This window comes from Acinetobacter sp. LipI_23 (genome assembly GCF_058243045.1).
This window is the reverse complement of record NZ_JBZAYJ010000009.1, coordinates 1-6,582: the sequence shown is the minus strand read 5'-3', so window position 1 is coordinate 6,582 and position 6,582 is coordinate 1. Positions and strand designations below refer to the sequence as shown.

The window sequence follows — 6,582 nt, the reverse complement described above, 5'->3', positions numbered from 1 at the left end:
GTTCAGCGCCTCACGGCGCCCTATCTTTTAGAAAAACGTATCTGCCGATACATTAAACCGCTCAGACAATGCCTTAATATGACGAATATTCAGTTGGCGTTTTCCACTTAAAATCTCAGAAATCACAGATTGGGTTGCAACCTCTGATAAGTCAGACTGACCTAAACCATGTTGCTCCATTAGAAAAGCCAAAGCAGCACGGCCATCCCCTTTAACCATAGGAAGATGCTCATTTTCATAATCAGCAACCAAATCACCAAGCTGATGAATAAGCCCCATTAAAGGATGAGACTCGTCATCACCAACGGTATCTAAAAGTTCATCTAAAGCTTCAACAAGTGTATGAAAGTCGTCTTCATTTTCTGGCTTGCTAAGCAATGGTGCAACGTAGTGCCAGTGGTCTACGGCCTGTTTAATCATCGCGTTCATACTAACCTTCCTTCCAATGACCTTGGTCATATTCTTTATGGGACAAGACATGACGAATATACACACGTTTTGCGTGATACATCACGACGGCAATAAGTCGGATCTTGTTCCCGCCAATATCGAATACATGGAACTTTCTAACTTTATCGACCGCTGGAAAGAGCTGTTTCATCTCAGCAAAATCTTTCGGATCGTTTGCCTTTATGATTCGATACCAACCATCTAATGCCGTTTCAGCCTGTGGCCACTTGTGAATTGCTTCTATAATTCGAGCGTGGGTGATCACATGCATAATATTTTATCGCATTTTGCTATAAATCAAGTATAAACCAATTATCGCATTTTGCAATATTGAAGAGCTAGGATGAATAAAGCGCCAAACGGCGCTTTATTCATTATCAGAATACACTTAATCTGATGACCTTAAAAATTCCTGTTCATTAATCTGACTTTTCCCCGTCACATGCAGTTCATAGAATTTACGACTCACATGGACCATGCAACCCAAGTCAATGACTTGATTTAAAGCATGCTTTCCATCTCAAAGGTTTCAGACAACTTAAGCAACCTGTTGATTTATTTAGATCTCTTCTAATGCTTTTACCAATTTAGTTAAGTTATGCTCCGGATCCAGCCACCAATCAACTGTCCACACTGATAATACCTTCCAGCCTAACCCATTTAATACTGTTGGTCTGAGCTGATCACAGTCTCTTGCTGTAGCTGCTTTTGCATAATTTTCACCATCGACTAGAATACCTACAATATAGCTATCTGCATGCAAGTCATCTTTAATAGCAAGATCTACACAGCTATCGCCCTGACCTATTCCGAGGTCAACGCTCCAATATTTTTCTTGAAGCCTATTTTGTAAGTACTTTACAAATTCTTTTTAGTCTGCTGTTTGCTTTGATCAGCATAATTTAAATGCAGCTGACCACTACGAGCAAAAACCAAGAAATCTTTTAGATCCCTTACACCCTCACTATTGGTGCGTGCCAAATTAATTTCTTCTGGAATTAAGGCCGAGACAACATGTAATCCTTGACGAGCACTAGTAATTGCTACATTTAGACGGCGCTGACCACCTTGACGGTTAAGCGTACCAAAATTCATAGATAAGCGGCCATCACGGTCTTTTGCGTAAGTAATTGAGAAATCGATAATATCGCGTTCACCCCTTGCACATTCTCTAAATTTTTAACAAATAAATGCTCAATGCCTACTTTACTCAATGTCGACCCACATTCACCATGGCAGAAAGGCACATGCGAAAATATGAATGGTTTAATAAGGCAATATTTACCTAAAGAGATTGATTTAAATCAGGCAGATCAGCATTATTTAAATCAAGTTGCCATGTCACTGAATACTCGTCCTAGAAAAGAGTTAGATTGGCTTACACCATTAGAGAAGTTTGCTCAAATTTTTGATTATCATAAGGCTTTTGAAACTGGCGCTCCTCATGTTTGAATTCGCCTGTTTGTGCATTTTCATTAGTTTTAGTACGTGAAGGACAAAAGTTCACGACTCTTGATTTGTTGCTTATAGTCTGTCTAATTGTATTTTCTTACCTATCATTCAAATATTGGTACATTCCGTTATGGAATTTTAAGGCAAATAATTCGAAATGTGACACTTAAAGGTATGATAATCATGTGCTCGAATTACCTATTTCCAAGTAAAAGAAATTTGATGCTTTTGGGTGTCGATACTAGCCAGTTCGATCTTGAGCTTAAGGATCATGTCTTTCCTTCTTATCACGCTCCAATCATCTTGAATGGCTCAGAACATTTGGAACTTGATATCGCAAAGTTTGGATTACTTCCGAGTTGGGCGAAAGAATTGAAATTTAGCAGCCACACTTATAATGCACGTACCGAGTCTGTAGCTGATAAGCCCAGCTTTCGACACTCATGGAAATACAGCAAGTTCTGCCTAGTCCCTGTGCAAGAGTTCTACGAACCCAAATACATCAATGGCAAGCCATACTGGTACACCATCAAGCGTAAAGATGATCAGCCTTTCACGGTTGCAGGGATCTATGATGATGCGGTGATTGATGGCAATAAGGTACGTTCCTTTTCAATGTTGACCATCAATTCGGATCATCACCCCTTCATGAAGCAATTCCATGCACCGATGGATGAAAAACGCTCCATCATCGTTATTCCACAGCAGTACAGAAAAGACTGGCTGACTGCAGATCATGAACACGCGCATGAATATTTTTTTCAAATGCCCGATGAATTCATCACTTTTCCACGCGATAAGCAGAAACAAAACGTCTTATTCTGACGCATCCTTGTTTATCCACAACTTTTTAAATTTGATTTTCAAACGTTGTTAGTAATATCCTATTTAGACAAATTCTACTTCCAAACACGCCTCGTAGCGTAGGAGTATCACATGTCTAAGAAGTTGCCTATCTACTTCTCTGACGACGCATGGTCATCTTTACAAGAGCTCATGGGTCCAGAGGGTAAGCCAAGCCCTACCATCAATACCGTGCTTGAACAAATCGCTGTTCAAAATGAACTGGTTGCGCAGTTAGGGCTTACTGCAGTTCTACCCAAATCCAAAGTCTCAATTCCCGTCTCTCTAGAGCGCATCCCTGCAGGTCCAGCCTTTAGTACCAAGGATGAGCAAGACAAAGCGCTCGATCTGAATGAGTTCCTGATTCACAACCCGATTTCTACGTTCATTGCTTATGTAGACAGTGAATCCATGCTTGATGCTGGCCTAGAGATTAATGATCCAATCATTATTGATCGCAGTATTGAAGCCAAGCATTACGATATTGTTATTGCCCTGATTGATAACAATGCCTCGACAATTAAGCGGCTGATGATCACCAATAAGATGTCAAAGTCCGAAATCAAAGAGATATTTGGCGATGAAGATTATCCGCTTCCAGAACTTTGGTTGAAGGCTGAAAATCCTAACTACAATCACATCATCCCTGATGACAGTCAGACCATCTCAATCTGGGGTGTGGTGACTTTTAATTTAAAACGTATTTATCACCGCTCATAAAAAGAAGAATAACCATGAAAAGTGAAAATGAAATATTCGCGTTAGTCGACGTGAATAATTGCTACGTCTCGTGTGAACGTGTGTTTAATCCTGCCTTGAATGATCGCCCGACCATCGTGCTCAGCAACAATGATGGCTGTGCGGTGGCCAGAAGCCAAGAAGCGAAAGACCTCGGGATTAAAATGGGTATTCCTGTATTTCAAATTCAGGATCTGATCAAGCAACATGACATTCAGGTGCTATCAAGTAATTTCTCCTTATATGGCGAAATGTCCAAGCGCTTTATGGAGCTGCTTGGGGACTATGTTGCACCAGGAGATACAAGGTCTATTCCATTGATGAATGCTTTCTGAAGCTCACAGCTTACGAGCATCTATTTGACCTGACTGTATATGCTCAAGACATGAGGGCTAAGGCTTGGCGTTGGTTAGGCCTACCCTGCTGTATTGGAATTGGTCGCTCTAAAACCGAAGCCAAGATTGCCAATCATCTCGCCAAGAAAAACAAGTTCTTCAATGGGGTCTGTAATCTGGCCCATATGGACCCATGCTCTACAGAAACGCTACTCGCGCAGGTTGATGTGTCTGAGGTTTGGGGCGTAGGCAGACAGAACTGTAAGAAGCTCAATACTATGGGTGTTCAATCTGTGCTGGATCTGATCAATGCCAATCCTAAAGAAATCAAAAAGCAGTTTAGTATCGTGATGGAAAAGACGGTGCTTGAGCTACAGGGCCTTTCTTGTATTGACCTTAGTGATGATACTGTAGCGAAGAAGCAAATCATCAGCAGCCGTTCATATGGCAACCCAGTGTATGAAATGGATGACATTAAAGCTTCGGTTCGGCTTTATGTGGCCAGAGCCGTGAAACGAATGCGGGAAGATGGCTCAATCTGCAAGATGATCGGCGTGTATATCCAAACCGGTCGCTTTGATAAGACAGAGCGCTACTCGCCTTACATCGTCGTTCAAATGCATGAGCATACGGATGATCTACTGCTCATCACCAAGGCCGCGATGAAAGGCATCGATCAGATATTTAAGAAAGGCTTTAAGTATAAAAAGGCGGGAATCGTGCTGCTCGAAATTACAGATCAATCCAAGTTTGTGCCCGATCTATTCACGGACTATTCACATAAGCAAGAGCGAGAAAGGCTTTCAGATGCCATCGAAGCCATCAGTGAACGGTTTGGGAAGAATCTCGTCACGCTAGGCATTGCCAACAATAAAGAAGCCACATGGCACATGAATCAAAACCTTAGATCACCTTCGTATTTAACCAAATGGTCTGACTTACCAAGAGTAGGATAAAAACATGCACTTATTTAAATTAACGGGGTCGTTTGCGGGAGAGGGCGAAATCCTACGCTAAGGCTTTGGCCAACGATATTCTCCGGTAAGATTGATGTGTTCCCAGGGGATAGGAGAAGTCGCTTGATATCTAGTATGACGTCTGTCGCACCTGCTTGATCGCGGCCGCGATAGCTAGATCGCGTTGCTCCTCTTCTCCATCCGCGTTCCAAGCTGCGGAAAGGCACCCATAAGCGTACGCCTGGTCGAGCAGGCGACGCGGATCGACGTCCAGCGCACGAGAGAATGCGTCCGCCATCTGTGCAATGCGTCTAGGATCGAGACAAAGGTCGTCTCTGTCAGCCGGATCGTAGAACATATTGGCGGCGCCAAAGCCCACTTCACCGACCAGACCGACGGGATCTATCACCAGCCAGCCGCGACTGGAGAACATGATGTTTTCATGATGCAGATCGCCATGTAGCCCACGCAGTTCCGAGGCATTGCTCATCATTTGATCGGCTATAATCGCCGCGTGGACGTAGTCAGTTTGACAACCTGCGTTTTGATCATCGCGCGCCCGCTGAAACAAAGCTGCAAAGCGATCCCGGATCGGGAGAAGGGCAGAAGGCAGGGGTTCCTCAGATGCGGCATACAGCTTCGCCATTAGTTCCGCTGCAATTTCGGTCGCCTGGTAGTCGCCGTGCTCGGCAACGATGTGAGAGAGCATTCGCTCCCCGGCATATTCGAGCAACATCAGATTGTTCTCACGACCGAGCAACCGGACTGCTCCCCTCCCATTGCGCCATACCAGATAGTCGGCCCCGCGCAGTTCATCAGCAATGTCTTCTATAGGTTTCAATCCCTTGACGATTGCAGGAGTCCCGTCTGGCAATGAAACTTTCCAAACGAGGCTGGAAAAGGTGTCCGCAATGAGAACAGGTTGCGAAACGTGCCAATGAGCAGGAAAAACAGGCGGCATGAACATCAACCCCAAGTCAGAGGGTCCAATCGCAGATAGAAGGCAAGGCGTTCGCGGTCGGGGGCTTCGATCCCCAATACATTGAATAGGACAGCGAAGGCGCGCTCTGCTTCATCTGGCGCTGCCCAGTTCTCTTCGGCGTTAGCAATCATGAGTGCCAAATCGGCATAGCGATCTGCTGTTCCGAGCCGCCCAAGGTCGATCAGACCCGTGCATTGAAGAGTTTTAGGGTCCACCATGAAGTTCGGCATGCAGGGATCACCATGGCAAACAACCATATCGGTGCGCTCTTGGTCGAGCCGCACCGGTAGCTCTCGTTCGACACGAGCCAAAAGATCGAGCTGCGGCGTACTCTTGTCCTCGTCCGGTAAGAAGTCGGGATTGACGGCATTGCGGGACACCACATCAACGGCGCGTCCGAACATTCGCGACAGCCTGCGCTCAAACGGACATTGATCAACCGATAGGCTGTGAACAGCGCCAAGTTGCTGCCCCATTGACGGCCACGCTTTGAGCAAATCCGCTCCAGACAGATCAGCCGCCGGTACTCCCGGAATTGCCGTTATCACCAAGCATGCACCCTCCTGTTCCTCCTGCCAGTTGATCACCTCGGGGCAAGCCACACCTCGACCTTTGAGCCAAATGAGGCGGTCACGCTCTCCAGCGAGCTCACCGCGGCGGGAAGCAGGTGCGATTTTCGCGAAGGCATGCCCGTCACCACGTCGAAAAACAAAATCACCAGATTCTCCGCCTCTGACAGGCAACCAGTCAGAATGCGATTCACCAAAAAAAATATTAGTTCGATTCAATGGAGGTTCCTTCAGTTTTCTGATGAAGCGCGGAGGTG

General features: G+C 45.3%; 6 protein-coding genes and 3 pseudogenes. 4 read left to right on the top strand and 5 right to left on the bottom strand.

Annotated features, from left to right (window positions below; genetic code table 11):
* Positions 1-27 precede the first annotated feature (27 nt).
* From AC4CVD_RS18540 to AC4CVD_RS18530, 3 genes and pseudogenes are all read right to left on the bottom strand, one after another.
* The gene (locus tag AC4CVD_RS18540) at positions 28-429 is read right to left on the bottom strand and encodes a helix-turn-helix domain-containing protein (protein WP_078390476.1); all 402 of its coding nucleotides are present in this window, start codon (positions 427-429) and stop codon (positions 28-30) included.
* Position 430: 1 nt separating this feature from the next.
* Positions 431-721, bottom strand: a complete 291-nt coding sequence (locus AC4CVD_RS18535; protein ID WP_078390477.1) for a type II toxin-antitoxin system HigB family toxin — start codon at positions 719-721, stop codon at positions 431-433.
* Between the two features lie 288 nt (positions 722-1,009).
* Positions 1,010-1,667: pseudogene (locus AC4CVD_RS18530) on the bottom strand (DUF4011 domain-containing protein); the annotation flags it as partial.
* Position 1,668: 1 nt separating this feature from the next.
* Between AC4CVD_RS18530 and AC4CVD_RS18525 the strand changes: the two are divergent.
* From AC4CVD_RS18525 to AC4CVD_RS18510, 4 genes and pseudogenes are all read left to right on the top strand, one after another.
* Positions 1,669-1,902: pseudogene (locus AC4CVD_RS18525) on the top strand (transposase); the annotation flags it as partial.
* Positions 1,903-2,085: 183 nt separating this feature from the next.
* On the top strand, positions 2,086-2,727 hold the full coding sequence (locus tag AC4CVD_RS18520) for an SOS response-associated peptidase (RefSeq protein ID WP_262450852.1): 642 nt from the start codon (positions 2,086-2,088) through the stop codon (positions 2,725-2,727).
* 111 nt (positions 2,728-2,838) lie between these two features.
* A complete protein-coding gene (locus AC4CVD_RS18515) occupies positions 2,839-3,465 on the top strand; it encodes a LexA family protein (protein ID WP_419326739.1) in 627 nt (208 codons plus the stop codon).
* A 14-nt stretch (positions 3,466-3,479) separates the two neighbouring features.
* Positions 3,480-4,774, top strand: a pseudogene (locus AC4CVD_RS18510) (Y-family DNA polymerase).
* Positions 4,775-4,904: 130 nt separating this feature from the next.
* Here the strand turns inward: AC4CVD_RS18510 and AC4CVD_RS18505 are convergent.
* Entirely contained in the window at positions 4,905-5,741 is an 837-nt protein-coding gene (locus tag AC4CVD_RS18505) for an aminoglycoside O-phosphotransferase APH(6)-Id (protein WP_000480968.1), read from the bottom strand.
* A complete protein-coding gene (gene aph(3'')-Ib / locus AC4CVD_RS18500) occupies positions 5,741-6,544 on the bottom strand; it encodes an aminoglycoside O-phosphotransferase APH(3'')-Ib (RefSeq protein WP_001082319.1) in 804 nt (267 codons plus the stop codon). Before aph(3'')-Ib ends, AC4CVD_RS18505 begins: the two co-directional genes overlap by 1 nt.
* Positions 6,545-6,582 lie beyond the last annotated feature (38 nt).